The 15814-nt window shown below is 67.9% G+C and carries 18 protein-coding genes and 1 pseudogene; 7 read left to right on the forward strand and 12 right to left on the reverse strand.

Going from position 1 to position 15814, the window contains the following annotated elements; all coding sequences use genetic code 11:
- Positions 1 to 105: 105 nt before the first annotated feature.
- Positions 106 to 2025 carry a molecular chaperone HtpG gene (gene htpG / locus ACFW22_RS13885; protein ID WP_386402840.1) on the reverse strand — a complete coding sequence of 640 codons (1920 nt, stop codon included), beginning with the start codon at positions 2023 to 2025 and terminating at the stop codon, positions 106 to 108.
- A 128-nt stretch (positions 2026 to 2153) separates the two neighbouring features.
- On the reverse strand, positions 2154 to 2804 hold the full coding sequence (locus ACFW22_RS13890) for a type III effector protein (RefSeq protein ID WP_386402843.1): 651 nt from the start codon (positions 2802 to 2804) through the stop codon (positions 2154 to 2156).
- 126 nt (positions 2805 to 2930) lie between these two features.
- Here ACFW22_RS13890 and ACFW22_RS13895 point away from each other — a divergent pair, with 126 nt between their 5' ends.
- The 4 genes and pseudogenes from ACFW22_RS13895 to ACFW22_RS13910 all read left to right on the forward strand — a co-directional run.
- Complete coding sequence (locus ACFW22_RS13895) at positions 2931 to 3362, forward strand: Hsp20/alpha crystallin family protein (RefSeq protein WP_386402846.1); 432 nt, start codon at positions 2931 to 2933, stop codon at positions 3360 to 3362.
- A gap of 94 nt (positions 3363 to 3456) precedes the next feature.
- Complete coding sequence (locus ACFW22_RS13900; RefSeq protein ID WP_386402849.1) at positions 3457 to 3852, forward strand: DUF2267 domain-containing protein; 396 nt, start codon at positions 3457 to 3459, stop codon at positions 3850 to 3852.
- Between the two features lie 57 nt (positions 3853 to 3909).
- Positions 3910 to 4350 (forward strand): DUF2267 domain-containing protein, encoded by a 441-nt coding sequence (locus ACFW22_RS13905; protein WP_386402852.1) that lies wholly within the window; start codon positions 3910 to 3912, stop codon positions 4348 to 4350.
- A 389-nt stretch (positions 4351 to 4739) separates the two neighbouring features.
- A pseudogene (locus ACFW22_RS13910) lies at positions 4740 to 4910 on the forward strand (antibiotic biosynthesis monooxygenase family protein); the annotation flags it as partial.
- A 112-nt stretch (positions 4911 to 5022) separates the two neighbouring features.
- Here ACFW22_RS13910 and ACFW22_RS13915 read toward each other — a convergent pair.
- Positions 5023 to 5238 carry a hypothetical protein gene (locus tag ACFW22_RS13915; protein ID WP_386402855.1) on the reverse strand — a complete coding sequence of 72 codons (216 nt, stop codon included), beginning with the start codon at positions 5236 to 5238 and terminating at the stop codon, positions 5023 to 5025.
- Positions 5235 to 5624 carry a hypothetical protein gene (locus tag ACFW22_RS13920; RefSeq protein ID WP_386402858.1) on the reverse strand — a complete coding sequence of 130 codons (390 nt, stop codon included), beginning with the start codon at positions 5622 to 5624 and terminating at the stop codon, positions 5235 to 5237. The genes ACFW22_RS13915 and ACFW22_RS13920 overlap by 4 nt, the downstream gene beginning before the upstream one ends.
- Positions 5625 to 5801: 177 nt before the next feature.
- Between ACFW22_RS13920 and ACFW22_RS13925 the strand changes: the two genes are divergently transcribed.
- On the forward strand, positions 5802 to 6053 hold the full coding sequence (locus ACFW22_RS13925; protein ID WP_386402861.1) for a GntR family transcriptional regulator: 252 nt from the start codon (positions 5802 to 5804) through the stop codon (positions 6051 to 6053).
- A gap of 342 nt (positions 6054 to 6395) precedes the next feature.
- On the opposite strand, the gene ACFW22_RS13930 is transcribed toward ACFW22_RS13925, so the two are convergent.
- The 5 genes from ACFW22_RS13930 to ACFW22_RS13950 all read right to left on the reverse strand — a co-directional run bounded on the left by ACFW22_RS13930 (position 6396) and on the right by ACFW22_RS13950 (position 9717).
- Positions 6396 to 7550 carry a methyltransferase domain-containing protein gene (locus ACFW22_RS13930; RefSeq protein ID WP_386402864.1) on the reverse strand — a complete coding sequence of 385 codons (1155 nt, stop codon included), beginning with the start codon at positions 7548 to 7550 and terminating at the stop codon, positions 6396 to 6398.
- The gene (tgmB, locus tag ACFW22_RS13935) at positions 7547 to 8491 is read right to left on the reverse strand and encodes an ATP-grasp ribosomal peptide maturase (RefSeq protein WP_386402867.1); all 945 of its coding nucleotides are present in this window, start codon (positions 8489 to 8491) and stop codon (positions 7547 to 7549) included. Before tgmB ends, ACFW22_RS13930 begins: the two co-directional genes overlap by 4 nt.
- Position 8492: 1 nt before the next feature.
- Positions 8493 to 8726 (reverse strand): putative ATP-grasp-modified RiPP, encoded by a 234-nt coding sequence (gene tgmA / locus ACFW22_RS13940; RefSeq protein ID WP_386402870.1) that lies wholly within the window; start codon positions 8724 to 8726, stop codon positions 8493 to 8495.
- Between the two features lie 440 nt (positions 8727 to 9166).
- Positions 9167 to 9373, reverse strand: coding sequence for a hypothetical protein (locus ACFW22_RS13945; protein WP_386402873.1), 207 nt, complete (start codon positions 9371 to 9373; stop codon positions 9167 to 9169).
- On the reverse strand, positions 9370 to 9717 hold the full coding sequence (locus tag ACFW22_RS13950) for a hypothetical protein (RefSeq protein WP_386402876.1): 348 nt from the start codon (positions 9715 to 9717) through the stop codon (positions 9370 to 9372). The genes ACFW22_RS13945 and ACFW22_RS13950 overlap by 4 nt, the downstream gene beginning before the upstream one ends.
- 809 nt (positions 9718 to 10526) lie before the next feature.
- On the opposite strand from ACFW22_RS13950, the gene ACFW22_RS13955 reads away from it, so the two are divergent.
- Positions 10527 to 11366 carry a helix-turn-helix transcriptional regulator gene (locus ACFW22_RS13955; RefSeq protein ID WP_386402879.1) on the forward strand — a complete coding sequence of 280 codons (840 nt, stop codon included), beginning with the start codon at positions 10527 to 10529 and terminating at the stop codon, positions 11364 to 11366.
- On the forward strand, positions 11363 to 11569 hold the full coding sequence (locus ACFW22_RS13960) for a DUF397 domain-containing protein (protein ID WP_386402882.1): 207 nt from the start codon (positions 11363 to 11365) through the stop codon (positions 11567 to 11569). Before ACFW22_RS13955 ends, ACFW22_RS13960 begins: the two co-directional genes overlap by 4 nt.
- Before the next feature lie 51 nt (positions 11570 to 11620).
- Here the strand turns inward: ACFW22_RS13960 and ACFW22_RS13965 are convergent, their stop codons facing one another.
- The 3 genes from ACFW22_RS13965 to ACFW22_RS13975 form a co-directional block, all read right to left on the reverse strand.
- The gene (locus ACFW22_RS13965; protein WP_386402885.1) at positions 11621 to 11881 is read right to left on the reverse strand and encodes a hypothetical protein; all 261 of its coding nucleotides are present in this window, start codon (positions 11879 to 11881) and stop codon (positions 11621 to 11623) included.
- A gap of 833 nt (positions 11882 to 12714) precedes the next feature.
- On the reverse strand, positions 12715 to 13524 hold the full coding sequence (locus ACFW22_RS13970; protein WP_386402888.1) for a sigma-70 family RNA polymerase sigma factor: 810 nt from the start codon (positions 13522 to 13524) through the stop codon (positions 12715 to 12717).
- A gap of 394 nt (positions 13525 to 13918) precedes the next feature.
- Complete coding sequence (locus ACFW22_RS13975) at positions 13919 to 15772, reverse strand: DNA polymerase (RefSeq protein ID WP_386402891.1); 1854 nt, start codon at positions 15770 to 15772, stop codon at positions 13919 to 13921.
- Positions 15773 to 15814: the final 42 nt, after the last annotated feature.

Here is a 15814-nt window from a genome sequence, read left to right on the forward strand (position 1 = left end):
CGGCCCCCCCGTCGGGGGGGCGGGCGCAGGCGGTTCATGAGGAGTGCGGGGGCGGCGAGGGAGGGGCGGGCCGGGTGCTACGCCTACGCCGGGCCGGCCCCGTGGTCACAGAGTGCGGGGCAGGCGGTCGGTGAGCAAGCGGGCGAAGCGGGCCGGATCGGGCAGGTCGCCCCCCTCGGCGAGCAGCGCACTGCCGTACACCAGCTCGGCGATCTCCGCCAGTGCGGGGTCGTCGGGGCCTGCTGCGTGCGCCGTGCGCAGGGCGGTGATCAGCGGGTGTGCGGGATTGAGTTCCAGGATCCTCTTGACGGTGGGCAACTGCTGTCCCATCGCCCGGTACATCTTCTCCAGGGTCGGTGTCACGTCGTGGGCGTCGCCGACGATGCACGCCGCCGAGGTCGTCAGGCGCGACGACAGGCGAACCTGCTTGACCTGCTCGGACAAGGTGGTGGTCAGCCACGGCAGCAGGGCGGCGAAGTCCTGCTCTCGCCGGGCCTTCTCCGAGTCGGTTTCCCGGTCGTCGTCAGTGGACTCGTCGAGGTCGACCTGGCCCTTGGCGATGGACTGCAGACGGTGGCCGTCGAAGGCCGGGACCCGGTCCACCCAGACCTCGTCGATGGGGTCGGTGAGGATCAGGACCTCGTACCCCTTGGCGGCGAAGGCTTCCATGTGCGGGGAGTTCTCCACCATCGCGCGGGTCTCGCCGGTCAGGTAGTAGATGGTGTCCTGGCCGTCCTTCATCCGTGCGACGTACTCGCGCAGCGTGGTGGTCTTCTCCGGGTCGTGCGTGGAGGCGGCCGACACCAGCTCGAGCAGGGCCTCGGTGTTGTCCGTGTCCTCGACCAGGCCTTCCTTGAGCGCCCGGCCGAACTGCGCCCACACCTTCGCATAGCGCTCGGCGTCCTTGGACTGCATGTCCTTGAAGGCGCCGAGGACCTTCTTGACCAGACGCCGGCGCACGCCGCGGATCTGTCGGTCGTGCTGGAGGATCTCGCGGGAGACGTTCAGGGACAGGTCGTGGGCGTCCACGACACCCTTGACGAAGCGCAGGTAGTGGGGCATGAGCGCTTCGCAGTCGTCCATGATGAACACGCGCTTGACGTACAGCTGCACACCGGGCTTGGTCTCACGGGAGAACAGGTCGAAGGGCGCCTGCGAGGGGATGAACAGCAGCGCCTCGTACTCGAAGGTGCCCTCGGCGCGCATGTGGATCGTCTCGGCCGGGGGAAGCCAGTCGTGGCTGATCTGCTGGTAGAACTCGTTGTACTCGCCCTCGGTCACCTCGGTGCGCGACCGGGCCCACAGCGCCTTCATCGAGTTGAGCGTGTCGACCTCCCGGACGCTCCCTCCCTCGGCGTCGGTGCGCTCGGTGGCCATCCGGATGGGCCAGCGGATGAAGTCGGAGTAGCGCTTGACGATCTGACGGATCTTCGACTCGGAAAGGTAGTCGGCGAGCCCGTCCTCACTGTCGACGGGCTTGAGGTGCAGGGTGACCGAGGTGCCCACGGGCAGGCCGTCGACGGCATGGACGGTGTAGGTGCCCTCACCGTCGGACTCCCACTGGACGCCGGAGTCGGTGCCGGCTCGCCGGGTGCGCAGGGTGACCCTGTCGGCGACCATGAACGCCGAATAGAACCCGACGCCGAACTGCCCGATCAGGCTCTCGGCGGTGGCGGCGTCCTTGGACTCCTTGATCTTCTCCAGTAGGCCGGCGGTGCCGGACTTGGCGATCGTGCCGATCAGCTCCACGAGATCGTCCCGGGTCATGCCGATCCCGTTGTCACGGACGGTCAGCGTGCGGGCGTCCCCATCGACCTCCAACGAGATGTGCAGGCCGGCGGTGTCGACCTCGGCGAGGCTGGCGTCGGTCAGCGACTCCAGCCTCAGCTTGTCCAGGGCGTCTGAGGCATTGGAGATCAGCTCACGCAGGAAGATGTCCTTGTTCGAGTAGATCGAATGAATCACCAGTCGGAGCAACTGGCGGGTCTCCGCCTGGAATTCCAACGTCTCGGCACTGTTCCCCATGGGGGTTCCTTTCTGTGCGAACGGCATGAACGGACTTGGATCATGGCCCCGGCGGGCCGTTGTGCGCCGTCGGCGTCTTCGGGGCGGGCCGGACCGCACCCACACCCCGTGACTCCGCGTGGCGGGAGTCAGGCGTCGTCAGCGACTGCCGTCGTGCGCCGACCTTCGAGGGCGTCCAGGGATTCGACGAGACCGGCGTGGCGCGCATCGAGGTGGGGACGCATGTCAGCCAGGGGTGCGACGAGCTCGGCAGCGTCGGCAGCGCCGAGAGCGGCGTGCAGGGCGGCCTGGGCCGAGCGCGCTTCGGGCGCGAGGTGGGCGAGCCCGGCGATCTGTCCGGCCAGGCGGCGTAGGTCGGCGGCGTTTCCGCGGGCCCAGATGGCGGTGGCGCGTTCGGCCGCCCTGGCCTGGCGGGTGGCCGTCACCCGCTGCTCGCCGGTGGTGCCGACGGCGCCGGGACGGCCGCGCAGGTAGCGGCGTTCGGCGGCCTGGCGGCTGGCCACGCCGAGGGGGCCGGCGAGATCCGCCCAGCTGGCTCCCGCATCGCGTGCGGTTTCGATCAGGCCGGTCTCCCATCCGGCGAGCTGCTCGCGCACGTGACGCAGCAGCATCAGGGAGGCCAGCGCCTGCTCGGGTCCGGGACCGGCGGCGTCGGGCGTCTCGTGCCGGGCATCACACAGGACGTCGTCGATGGCGGCGAGGGCCGCCGCCGCGGCGAGGAAGGACACCGGACCGTGGGCGTCGGTGCTGCTCGTGGACGGCTGGTCGGCTGCGGTCACGGGCACCCCCTTCAGGCAGTCATCAGGTCGACGACATCGTGTTTGTCATCCATTGGATGACATGTTACAACAGTGTCAGTGCAGCGCATTGGCAGCAACTGCTCAACCTGCTGGAGGTGTTTCACGATGTTGATGCGCACTGACCCCTTCCGTGAGCTGGACCGGATGGCGCAGCAGCTGATGGGCCCGGGCACCTGGTCGAAGCCGTCGGTGATGCCGATGGACGCCTACCGCGAGGGCGACGAGTACGTGGTGGCCTTCGACGTCCCCGGGGTGACCGCGGACGCGATCGACATCGACGTCGAGCGGAACATGCTGACCGTCAAGGCCGAGCGCCGGCCGGTGGCGAAGGCAGACGACGTGAAGATGGAGCTGTCCGAGCGGCCGCTGGGGGTCTTCTCCCGCCAGATCGTGCTCGCCGACACCCTGGACACCGAGCGCATCCAAGCCGACTACGACGCCGGCGTGCTCACCCTGCGCATCCCGATCGCCGAGCGCGCCAAGCCCCGCAAGATCTCCATCGGCGTCGGCTCCGGCCGCAAGGAGATCTCCGGCTGACGCCGGCCCGGACCGGTGCGGAGGGCGGACATCTCCCCCTCCCCGTCCTCCGCACGCCCGTGGACAGTCCGACCGCACAAAGGGGTGGCGACCGATGACCTTGCGGCACGAAGCGTTCCTCGACCGGGTGAAGCACCGTGGCGCATACGACACCGCGGAGGAAGCCGAGCGCGCGATCCGCGTGGTGCTCGCCCTGCTCGGCGCGCACCTGGTCGGCCACGTCCGCGCCCGGCTCGCGGCACGCCTGCCAGAGGGCTTCGCCCTCATCCTGCTCAACCCACTGCAGAGCGCCGAACCGCTGACCCCCGAACGGTTCGTCCGCGCGACCGCCGCGTGGATCGAGGGCTCCACCGAACAGACCGCGGCCTGGGACGTCAGCGCCGTGCTGTCCACCGTCGCCGACACCGCGGGCGAGGACTTGACGGGGCAGATCCTGTTCCAGCTGCCCGTCGGCTACGACCTCCTCTTCGGCCGCCCCCAACCCACCTGACCAAGATCGGGGTGTCGTGCCCGACGCCCCACGGCTCCGCGAAAGGCATGCACCACAGTGATCTCCGACACGCGCGTACCGCTTGAGCAGCAGCCGTACTCGATGGCGTACGAGCAGATGCTGGAGAAGGTCCGCTACGAGGGCGCCTACCCCACCCGCGAACGGGCCGACGAAGCCGTCCGCCTGGTCCTCGCCGGGCTCGGGCGTCAGCTGACCGGCGATGAACGCGTCGACCTGGCCGCCTGCCTGCCCCTGGAGGCTGCACGTGCACTGACCACACAGATCCCCGACCTCCGGCCGCTCACCGGCTGGGCCTTCGTCAAGGACCTCGCCACCCGCTCCGGCGCCTCCCTGGCCACCAGCCGCTGGGACACGGGCTCCGTCTTCGCCGCGGTCACCGCCCATGCCGCCCCCGAGCTGATCACCCGCATCCTCCACCGGCTCCCCACCGGCTGGGCCCTGCTGTTCGGCCAAGCCGAACTCACCCCCGCCGCATAGCCGGCGCGATGCGCTCTCGGGGCGGACGCCACGAGCTCCGCGTCACCGTCCGCCCCGAACCTCGGGTCCTACGCGGTGACCGCTGCCGCTCGCCCGGCCACCCGCAACGACGTCCCGGCGCGGGCCCTCCGGCGATCCGCCCTCACCCGCGTCGGCGGGATCCGGTGGGTCCACAGGGGGCTTCACTGCCCCCGCACCGGCGGGGTGGCGCTCGACCGCAGCCGTACAGGTCGGTGGAACAGCGAGAGGGACGCGCGCCGCTCCCGCTGCGCCACGGGCGGCGCCCGGATCCCGTCCTCACGCCGCTTTGACCGGGGGATGTAGGAGACTGCACCCACGCGATCAAGGCTGGGCACGGTGCCCGACCTGCGCTCCCCGAGAGGTGTCCTGTGCCCAGCGTGGTGAAGATCAACGTCCTGACCGTGCCCGCCGAACAGCGCGAGGTGTTGGAGAAGCGGTTCGCCTCGCGGGCCGGTGCCGTGGAGGGGGCCGACGGGTTCGAGTGGTTCGAACTGCTGCGCCCGCTGGAGGGAACCGACCAGTACCTGGTCTACACCCGCTGTCCCGACGATCCTCACTAGTAGTACTGACGATACAACGCAGACCACCACATACAACACAGAAGCCCCGCCCGGCACTTGGCCGAACGGGGCGTTTTGCTGTCTGCGAGGACTACACGTCCCGCTCAAGCTCTCCGGGCATGGGGCGGGGGTTCAGGGCTACGGCGTGGCTCGGGCAGCCGTAGAGGACGACTCCGGGGCCGCTCTGGCGCTCGATGTAGCCGACTTCCACGGGGGCCCATGTCCATCGCTTACAGCGGACGCAGTGAGCGCCGAACGGTTCGGGGTCGGTGCCGAGCAGTGCGGCGACGAACCGGGCCGGGGTCATGCGGTCACCCCCGCAGTGGTGAGAGCGGCGAGGGTTTCGAAGTGGTCTCCCGCGTATCCGTACGGGTAGTCCACGCCGAGTGTGGCGAGAACGGCAGCCGTACGCCGTTCCCGGACGGCTCCGAGCTTCATCGTGTTCTCCGCGAGGACGTACGGGCGGATCAAGGGTGTGTCTTCACCGCAGAGCATCGTGTTTCGAGCGTGGACGTGGTCCGGGGTGGGAGTGGTCCAGGGCTTCATGTGAGGCGGCATGGGGGTAGGCAGGGTCTCGGGCGCCCGATAGGCGGCGGAGTGGCGTCCGGGCCGGCGGGGGGTGAGCCCGAGGGCGCACCAGAGGATGAGCACGGACCCGAGTCCGATGGATGCGAGGGCGATAAACTCGCGCATGTCTTTCAGCTCCCTATAGCTGATCGGCACGCCCCGGCGGACCGCGTAGGACCGGTCTTCCGGGGCTTTCGTGTGTTCGGGGAATCACGCTAAGCCAACTCGTCTAACTCGTCTACTCGTCTAGCTCATCTACACGTCTAACTCGCTGTTGTTTGGCGGTTTGTCTACGCTGCCCCCATGCCCGAGACCCCGAGCGGCCCCCGCGCCCCATACATGGATGTGCTGGACGCGCTCTTGGCAGAGATCAAGGGGAAGCGCCCGGGTGAGCCGATCTCGTCAGAGTCCGAACTCTGCGAACGGCACGGCGTAGCCCGGATGACCGCACGCCGAGCAATCGGCATCGCTCGTGAGCGCGGGCTCATCGAGACCCGATGGGGGAAGGGCAGTTTCGTCGCCCCTGCCGCCGGCTCGGGCAACGAGGACGACTAGAACTCTGTCGCTCGAACCGTGTCGACAACGGGCGCGCCAGACAGGGGACAGGTGCCCTCCTTACCGAGCGGCCTGTGAACGGCCATCCGCGAGTGCTCGTCGGTGTAGACGAGACGTAGGCAGTCTGATGCCGGGCATCGGAGCGCGACGATCCGTCCCGACCACGTGTTCCGTACAACGTGATGTCTGTGCCCCAGGTAGTGCGGGCTGGAAGTGACTAGAACCTGCTTGCTCATCTGCTGGGGTCTCAAGGTGGCGGGGCGAAATGGGAGCCCCGCCCATGCGCCACGGGGGTAACGCACGGACGGGGCAGCGTGGTGTGAGCCTTACCGCGGGGCCGGGTCAGATCGGCAAGTCCCACTTGCCCGTAGGGGCGAGCAGACGGCTTCCCTCGGGCGAGATCTCCGCCCGCATGTCGTGCATGGCGAACCGGTCGTTCTCGTCCCAGCGTCGGCGTACCGCTTCCAAGTTGTCCCACAGTCGGCGGGGGCCGCCCTGGTGCACGATGGGCGATTCGGCGTCCTCGGCGCGGGCCCATGATCCGTCTGCGGCGAGCAGCCAGACCACACGTTTGCCGTCCGGGTATTCGGCCGAGCGGGTCTCGACTTCGGGCGTGTCCAGCTCGTACAGCCACCGGAGCGGCCATTCCTGCCACAGGTCGGGGATCGGCCCGTCCGGGGTCCGTACGTCGTCGCCCTCGCGGACACGGGCCGACACGAAGACGTTGTTCAGCTTGGGCGGGTAGTCCGCGTTCTGCCGAGTCTCCATGAACGTTGCCGGGTCGGGCTGGACGCTGCCCCGGGCGACTCCGTCCGGCCCCATGTCCGCCGTGATCAGCAGCGCCGTGTGAGCGATCGTCGTCACGAGCCGACCACCGGGGCGCAGCGCGCGCAGCCACGACGGGGGAACGGGGCGCACAGACACGGTCGCCATGATGCGGTCGTACTCGGCGTCCGGGAGTTCCCCCGTGGCGTCGAGCGCTTCGATGCGGGGCGAGCGTCCGAAGCCGGCGAGCCGGGCACGGGCGGCTTCCACCAAGTAGGGGTCCACGTCGACGCTGGTAACGGACTCGTCGCCGAAGCGGTGCGCGAACAAAGCGGCCGAGTAGCCGGAGCCGGTCCCTACGTCCAGCACCCTGTCTCCGGGTTCGACGCGGAGCCGGTCAGCCATCGAGACGATGAGCCCCGGCAGCGTGGACGACGACGTGGGTTCGCCCTTCCCGCGTTCGCCGCGCTTGGCCTGGTCGGCGTGCAGCGGGCCGACTCGGGTTACCAGCGTGGCATCCGCGTACGCGGCGTCCAGCCGTTCGGCGGAGTCCTCGGGCAGGCTCACCAGCTCCCATTCCCTCTCGGGACTGTCGGGGATGGGCTGCCACCAGCGCGGGACGAGCTGATGCCGCGGGGTGTTGCTCACGGCGTCGTGCCACGCGGGCGCGTCGGCGGTCACCCTGTCTGCGAGTGCCTTAGCGGCGGCGGTCCATGTGGGTACGTTGGTCACTCGGATTCTCCTTGCAGTGCGTCGGCCATGGCTCCCACGAGCGGGATACCGGCCTTGACGGCGAGCCAATGCCACTGCCCGTTCGGGTTCACCTCGAAGAACACCCATCGGCCGTCCGGCGTGACGGCGAAGTCCAGGGCACCGAAGAACAAGCCGAGTTCGTCCATGAGTGCCCGTACGCCTTTCTCGACGTCGTCGGGCATGGTGACGGGCTCATAGGTGAGCGACCGGTAGTCGGTGCGCCAGTCGAGTCGGGCGGCTTCGCTGCCTGCGTGGATGGCAACGGGGAACATCCGGTCACCGATGACCGTTAGCCGGACTTCGTACGCCTTATCGACGCGTTCTTGAAACAGATGGGCGGTGCCGCGTACGCCGTCGTCGACCTGATCGGCGGAGACGAGCGCGACGGGAAGGAACTGCCGCCCCTCGGGCCCGAGCACTCCACCGCCGAGCCCCTTGTAGACGACCGTGTCATCCCCCATGAACGTCCGCGCGTGCTCGGGGTCCGACGTGATCACGGAGCGGGGCACGTCCAGCCCGCAGCGGGCGGCGGCAGCAAGTTGAACGGGCTTGTAGTTCGCGGCGGCATCCCGCGAGGGGTGGTTGATCCACCGCACCGGCAGCGAGCCGAGCACGCCGAGCAGCCCGGACCGCGCTTCGGAGACAGCGAGCGCGCGGGCATTCCCCGGCCACTCATCCGGGGTGCGGAACTCGTTCGGGCGGCGCCACCACACCGATTTCACGGTTTCAAGGCGGACCGTGCGAGAGCCGGCGAGGGACCCCGTCCAGCCGTCCCCAGTGAGGGAAACGGCCAGACGGGAAGCCGTGGGGAAGTCGGCCGTGTCGTACCGGACGACGTGTTCCCCACGGCTCACCAGCTCCTCAACCACTGCGTCGGCCGTGAGATCGTCTCGGCCGGTCAGGATGAGGATGGGGCGCATGTCACCAGAGGTCCGTGCCACTGTCGGACCCCGGCGAACTGCCGTCGCCGTTGCTGGTCTCCGTCTGCGTCTCGGGCAGCTCGGCCGTGATCGCGTGCCAGGGGTTCCCCTCGGCGGAGACGTTGAGCTGAAGCCCCTCGCTGTACGTGATCACGGGGGCGTCGTCGGTGCTCGGCGGGGGCGAAACGAGGTGCCGCACCCCGAACGGGGCGGGCATGGTCTGGACGGTGCTCACTGGTCGTTCCTCCTGTCTCATGGTGGTGCCTGGTCGTCGTACACATCCGGTCGGCCGTCGACCGTCACGCAGACAGCCGGCCGGGTCTTGCCCGCTCCCTCAGCCCCGGGACCTCCCCGCAGTAAGGGGCCGTGCCGAGGGAGCGGAGTTCATGGGTGGGCGGTAATGCGGGCACGTGACACGGCGTCGTTGCTCGGTCGTCGCACCGCGCACGCAGTGCCCGCCCCGGTTGTTGATCTCGGTGAGATCCACGCCGCAGCAGTCAGTACGGACAGCTTCGCGGGCCGCGATGTGCCACACACGGGGCCAGTGGTACGTGATGCTGCCGCCGAGCAGACCGCCGTGAGTCCCCGCGTGCATCGGGGGCAGCACGCAGACAACCACACCTCCACCGGCCCACCACAGACGCGTTTGGGCCGTGGCTCGGCACCGTTCTGCGGTCACCGGATCAACACCACGTCTTCAATCGAGCGGGCAAATATCCCGTGCCCACGGTTGCGCTGGTGCTCGGCACAGTGAGCGGTCACCTGCGCCACTTCCAGCGGCCCCACGCCCCATCCGCAGTCACCGAACAGGCACGCCGCAGAGGCGAGCGGCGGACCCGCAATGCTGATGACGGGAACCGGGTGCGCGGGGGCGATGGTCACGACTGCCATACCTGCGAGTCGTCCGCGTACATGTGCTCGGAGTCGTCGGGCTCCGGGCCGGCGAGGGACATGACGGGCGCGCGGTAGACGGGGACCAGGGCGGCACTGTGGTAGACGGTGCGGCTGCCCGCGGGGGTCACCCAGTGCACGTGCACCCACGTGTGCACCCTTCCGGTGTGCGTCTCCACCGAAGCCGCCGTGCGCCACCACCGACCCAACAACACCTGATCTCCGCGGCGGAGTTGGCTCGCGCTCAAGCGCCGGTCCTCGCCCTCGGGCACGGGCACGCCGTAGGGGTTCGCGTCCGGCCAGTACGCGCGGTCCGGCTGCCGCCGTATCGGCATGGGATCTCTCGCTTTCGGTTGGAACCGCTCTCCCCATTCGGACGGGACCCACGGATGGGGAGAGCGGGGCTCAATGGACGATCAGCAGGAAGCCGACGACGACTCCCGCGAGGAACTGCGCCAACTCCCAAAGGACTTGCCGCTTGGTCACCGGACGACCGCCACGACCAGGACGAGCACCAGGGCGCAGGTGGTCACGGTCGCCGTGGTGACGACCAGCCCACTCACGGCACCCCCACGGGGGTCACGAGCGCTACGTCCGAGAACTTCCGAGCGAAGCGGGTGTGCGTCGGGTTGAGCCCGGTGTGTTTCATGCACTCTTTGTCCACGGGGTCCACTTCCGCGCTCGGCGTGGACTTCCACTCGCACCCTTCCGACAGGCAGCTAGCCGACACGGCCGGCTCGGTCTCGGGGTCGCGCCGGATGCGATGCAGCGCGTACCCGTAGACCCGCCTCACGGGTCCGACACCGGCACCGGAGAGGTAAGGACGCGAATGCGCGCGCATTCCACCTCTGTCGGTCGGCGCAGCTCGTTCGGGGAAGCCGTCCACTTCGTGCCCCCACCCGGGGGTGACAGGTGGACCATGTCCCCGTCCCACGCCGTAACCCTCCCGAGCCGGGACGTTCCCTCGGCGGTGTCTGCCGCCATGAACGTTCCAAGCTCGGGAACCGTCGTCGCCGGCTCCGGGCTCGGACGAGCGTTGTGTTCGGGCACGACCGCTCCTCTCCGTAGCGCTTCCGCTACCAGGGGCCGTAAGCGTGGCTTACAGTCGACCTCTCTTCAACTGGCCCGATCGGAAGGAAGAGTTGTGGCTAACCGCAAGGAGTTGGACGCCACGTCCAGCCCTCTGGCCGCTTACGGAGTGCTTTTACGCAGGTTGCGGGACCAACGCGGCTGGACGCAGGAGGACGTAGCCGCACGATCGGCATATTCCAGCCAGCATATTTCCGCTGTTGAAACTGCTCGCAAGTCACCCTCCCTTCCGTTCTCGGTGCAGATGGACGAGATCTTTGGGACGAAGGGAAGCGTCGACTCTCTAGAGCGCGAGTGGCACAAGACACGCCCCGGGCCACTCTTGGAAGGTTTCCCGGAGTACGTCGCCAACGAGGGCAAGGCGGTAGAGATCCGCTTGTATGAAATCGGCATCGTGCCGGGCTTGTTGCAGACACCCGCGTACGCCCGATGCTTGGCGGAGAGCAACGTTCGACGCGGCGCGATCACGCCAGGGCGGGCAGACAGGCGAGTTCGGTTCCTGGCGGAACGCCAAGCGGCCCTTGTACGGGATCGTCCGCCGATGATGCTCATAGTCCTAGATGAGAGCTGCATTCGGCGCAGGGTCGGGGGTCCTGCGATCATGGCCGAACAACTTGACCGGCTGTTGGAGGTCGCAGACCAGCCCAACACCGTGGTACAGATCGCACCGTACGAAATGGGCGAGCGCAGGGCGCTTGACCTACCGCTCAACCTGTTGACCCTGCCCGATATGACCGTGCTCGCGTACGCCGAGTCTCAGATCCGAGGGCACATGGAGCGCAACACGGACTCGGTGTTGGCTCTGCTCAAGACCTACCATCAGGTGCAAGCCGAAGCCCTGTCGCAAGCGGCAACGGTGGCCATGATCCGCGAGGCACGAAAGGCTCTCCCGTGACGTCCCAGACCCCGCAGTGGTTCAAGTCCTCTTACAGCAACAATGACGGCAACTGCGTGGAAGTCGCCACCAACCTTGCCGCCACGATCGGTGCCGTTCCCGTCCGCGACTCGAAGACCCCCGCCGGCCCCGCCCTCGCTCTGTCCGCTTCCGCGTTCTCCGCGTTCGTGGAGAGCGTCAAGGGCGGACAGCTCGGCGCCTGAAACGCCAAAGGCCCCGCCCTGCCCCCGAGTTGGGAGTAGGGCGGGGCTTCGTCATGCTGCCGCGCGGGGCCGCATCGGCGGCATGAAAGGCAGACCCACGGGCGGGTCCTCGTCGGGCGTCCGGTCAGTGAGCCAGACTCCCCAACCTTCATCGTTCCGGGATACGGGGATGCGGTGGACGCTTACGCCGTAGCGCTTGGTCAGTCCAGCACGGACCAGCACTTGGGCCATGCGCATGGAATGGTCGTAAGCGTCGGTCTTGGACTCGAAGCCGTCGACAAACGTGCGGGTGGGGGCAGCAGCCGTGATCACGCGGGACCCCCGTTCTTCGCAGCGCGTTCGTTGGCACGCTGTAGGGCTTCCACCCGAAGCCGGTCATCCCACACGCACCAAAGCTCGCCGGCGGGCACCCACCGCCCGGTTTCCTCGCTGCGGGCCCACGTCCACTCACCGACCACGTTGCCCGTGGTCAGGCAGTGCGCAGTAATGCGCCACGTCACCTCTGGTGAGGCTTCCATGAGTCCGGCGACCCGCGGGCCGTGCTGTGCCAGTGCCGCCGCAAGGGCGGATTCCGTATAGACGGCCACCCTCACGGGGGGCACGTTGTGCGCCGCTACCCACTCCCAGAAGACCCCCCCGGGTCCTGCTTGGAAGATCTCTACGCGCAGCTCGGCCGTCGCTGCGGCGTCTTCGGCCGATGCCGCGCGGTTCGTCGTGATCGTGACCCTTCCAGTGCTCATACCCCACCCCTTGATTCGAACAGCCTTTCGGCGAGGACATCGAGATTAGGTCACGATCACGACACGGGCAAGGGGATTCTGTGATCATGTGTGCAGGTCAGGGGCGTTTACGGGGTGCGAGCGACTGAAACGGAGTGGCTTATTCTCAACCCCCATGCATCTAGCCGTTGTTGAGGGTTTAACGGCGACAGTGGGCGTGCTTGTTCCCCCTCGGGGGCTACGGGCAGTAATCGGGCGTTTGTCAGGTTCCAGCGCGGCGGGGCGGGGTCGAGAGCAGCCGTGCAGCGTCGCCGGCTCGGCGTGTGACCGTGGCGACGGTCCGCCCCTCGGCGTCTCGGACATGGATGTCCACCAGGGCGCCGCACCGGGTCACAGTCACGGTTCCGCCGTCGCGGGTCGGGAGCGTCACCATGCGCGTGCACCAGCTCGGTACAGCTCGGCGAACCGCTTGCTCCCCTTGGTCCGCGCTTGCTGCACCTGATAGCGGGTGCAGCCCATGTCCGCGGCTAGCTCGTCGTCGTCGGCTCCGGGCTGGTACTGCGCCACGGGAACGATGCCGAAACCCGCCTTGATCACGTGGCGCTGCCGCTCGGAGAGCAGACCGAGCGTGCGGTGTACCTGATCGCGGATGACGGTCCGGCGGTGCGACGCGATGTCCGCGGAGGTGATCAGCTCGGCGGGGGTCCCTGTCTCGCGCTCGATCTTCTCGGCGAGGGTGAACGTTTCTCCGTCCTCGCACGGCACGGGCCGGTCAAGGTAGTCCAGGCCGAGCCACGAGAGCCGGGCCGCATAGGCGTGCTCGGGGTTCATCCTGCGGTCGCCCATGGCGTCGCTCGCTGCGATGCGCTCGGCTTCGTACGGGTCCCCGCCGGCGAGGACAAGCGCGGACTCAAAATCCTTGGCCGCGCGGGCGGTGACTCCGGGGCGGGTTTCCGCTCGCAGCGTTTCCAACATGGCCGCGTTGACGTGTCGGTCAATGTAGGCCATGAAAGCTGCGGGGGTGTCTCCCTCGAACTTCCCTATGCACTGCCAGACCGCTATGCGGCCGGTCTGCGAGAGGTCTTCGGCAAGGGTGTTCCCGTTCTCCGCGGCAGAGCCCGCATAGTGGCGCGCGCGGGACGATATAAGCGTTTCAGTTTCCCGAATGATTTCCGTAATCGCGTCCAGCTCGTTGTTCTTAGCAGCAGCGATTTGGGCATGGGTGATGTGCGTCATGGACCGTGGCTCCGTACTTGGGGGCTTTGGTCCCTGTGGGGACCAAGGGATTCCCGGAACGGAGCGGAAAAGGGCAGGAAAGCCCCTCGGCTCGAATGCAATGCGCCTTGCAGGAGGGCATGAAAATGCCCCGTCCCGGATGAGCAGGACGGGGCTTGCGCATTGCCTTGTCGCTGCGTGGCACCGAAATTAGGTCGGCATCACGGAGCGGACAACGCCATAGATTCGTGCGTTATCTTCGCTTAAACGGACAAAGGTTCTGGATTGGGCACGTGACCGTTATCTGACGTGCCGTCATTGCTCGATTCGTGACCAAACGGAGGGCAACCCTCCCGCTTGATCACGTGTCCGCGCGGACGCGGTGACGGTGGTTTCCGCAGGTCAGGGCGCTGAATTAGTAGTCCGCGCCGTACAGCGAGCCCCACGAGCGACCGCCGATCTCGGGGTCAGCCGTGATGGGCACCCCGTACAGGTCCATGGACATGCAGCGCTGGAACTCCCGCGCGATGCCCTCGGCGTCACGCTGCGGCACGGACGCCAAGACTTCGTCGTGGATAGGCAGGCGACAGAATTCGAGCAGTCCGGCACCCTCGATATTCAGTAGGGCTTGGCCGAGCAGATCACGCGCCGCACTTTGGCAGGCGTAATTCACGACGCTGTAAGTGCGGTCCCGGTCCAACGGGAGCCGGCGGCCGGTCGCAGAAATGAAAACCATGCGGTTTTGGAAAGCCTGTCGCTGCCACCGCGAGGACGCGCGCTTGATCTCCGGGAAGGCGCGGTCGTACGCGGCCACCGCTTGCGCAATCTCGGCTTCCTCGGCGCCGGTCTGTTTCGCGATCGTTGCGACTCCGCCCCCGTACACCTTTCCGAATCCGGCGCCCTTGAAGATCTTTCGGTGACGCGGGGTGGCGTTCTCGCCCTTGATCAGCTTTGCCGTGTACGTGTGAATGTCGAACTCGTCGCCACCGTTGATGAATCCTTCTTTCATGCGACGGACGTTGGCGAGCGCTGCGAGGACCCGCATTTCCACGGCCTGAAAGTCGGTCGACACCATGACGTGTCCGGGCTCGGCGAGGATCGCGCGGCGGATCACGTGGTCCGAGGACGGGAGTTGGTGCAGTCCGGCCGTGACGGACATCCGGCCCGTGCGCGCCGCGAGCGGTGACACGGTGGGGTGGATACGTCCCGCGGTGCTGAGGTTCGCTAGGAACCCCTCGGCGTAGGTCTTGCCCCACTTGCCGGCTCGCTTGGCTCTCAGCACGGCGTCCGCGAGCGGGTTGGGCTCTCGGGCCCCGATGCGCTGCCAGTCCCGGTCAAGGTCGGCAAGCGGGAGTAGGACGGTCTTATCCGTCGCGAGCGCCCCGCCCTTGGTCCGCTCGGTCAGCCGCTCGCCCATGCCCAAGAGGGCTTCGGCCACCTGCGCCGAGCTGCCCACCTTCGTCACGCCGTACCGGGCTGCCACGGTCGCGTAGCGCTCGGCTTCCTCGGCGAGCCGGCCCGCGAGGGTCGACGTGTAGTCCTGGTCCACGAGCAGCCCCGCGCGCTGCATCACTGCGCAGATTCGCGCGATCTCGTGTTCGTACGTGACGAGCTGGTGCCGGACACCGAGCCGGTCCAGCTCTCGGCGAAGGATCGGAGCGAGCCGGGCCGTCAAGATGACGTCGAGACCGGCGTACAGCAGGTACGTGGGGTGGGTGAGCGGGATTCCCGCCCACCCTGTCTCTTTGGTGAATCCGAGACTGTTGAAGACCTTTGTAAGCCCGCCCTGCGTGTCCGGGGCCGCGGGGTCAATCCACTTTGCCGAAAGGGGCTTGAGCGCGGTTCCTGCCCCGCCCTCGGAGGGCTGCCGCGGGTCGATAAGCGCGGCGAGGATGCGTGTATCCGTGGTGTACGGCGCGAGATCTTCTAGCCGTATGCCCGCGTGCTCGTCCAGGACGAGCCAGTCAAACGCAGCGTTGTGGATGAGGACTTCGCGGCACCGCGGGATTGCCTCACGGGCGTACTGCGCGTGCCAACCGCCCCGCTCGTACAGCAGCACCCACGCTTCGTGTGCGTCGCCGAATTGCACGGTGCGGAGCCGGTATCCGGCCGAGTAGATGTGGAGTCCGGTGGTCTCGGTGTCCAGCGCGATCGGTCCCCGTTCCCGGGCCCGGTAGAGCCAATCCCAAAAGAGCTTGAGATCGGCGGTGTCCTCGGGCACGTTCACGGTGACCGACTCGCCGGCCACGGTGTGCCGGAAAGTCAGCATGGGTCCCCCTAAACGAAAAGCGGGCCGCCCACCGTGAATTGG

This window comes from Streptomyces sp. NPDC058872 (assembly GCF_042743065.1).
GTDB lineage: Bacteria > Actinomycetota > Actinomycetes > Streptomycetales > Streptomycetaceae > Streptomyces.